The sequence below is a fragment of the Streptomyces muensis genome (genome assembly GCF_021474425.1).
In the GTDB taxonomy this organism is placed as follows: domain Bacteria; phylum Actinomycetota; class Actinomycetes; order Streptomycetales; family Streptomycetaceae; genus Streptomyces; species Streptomyces muensis.
The window spans coordinates 1-543 of the sequence record NZ_JAKEIP010000640.1 but is presented as its reverse complement, the minus strand read 5'-3'; the positions used below and the strand labels follow the sequence as shown (position 1 = coordinate 543).

General features: G+C 73.1%; 1 protein-coding gene. It reads right to left on the bottom strand.

Annotation, left to right across the window (positions count from 1 at the left end; all coding sequences use genetic code 11):
• A partial coding sequence (locus tag L0P92_RS44850) for a hypothetical protein (protein ID WP_372497444.1) occupies positions 1-543 on the bottom strand: 543 nt, incomplete at both ends.

Sequence of the window (543 nt, the reverse complement as noted above, 5' to 3'; positions counted from 1 at the left end):
GTCCCGAACAGGGCGGGGCGGCGCTTCTTGAGGTCCTTGGCCGCCTCCGCGATCGCATCGGCGTCGGCGTCCGGGGTCTCGGCGAGGGCCTTGTCCAGCAGCACGAGGGCGTCCTCGAGGTCCGCGTCGGCTGCACCGAGGCCGATGAGCGCCGAGGTGCGCTGCGCCTCCTGCAGCTTGGCCTGGGCCGCGGCCAGGGTCTCGGCGGCGGTGGTCTCCTTGGCGGTGATCGCCTTCTCCCGGTCGGCGAACGCGGCCTCCCGGCGCTGTTCTTCGGACAGCTGGGCTTCCTTGAGCTTCTTGGCATCGCCGAGGACCTGCTTGATCTGCTCGGCGTCGACGCTGTCCGGGTCGAGACCGGCCTCCGCGGCGAGGTCGCGCAGCGCGGACTGCCTGCCCTGGTCCTTCTCCCGGGTCATCATCAAGCTCAGGCGCTTCTGGGTGACCGTGACGGTCTCCTCGTCGCTGCCCTGGCCGCTCTGGCGGTCGGCGACGTCCTTCGGCGTGGGGACCGGCGGGGGCGAGGCCGGCGGGGCCGCGGGC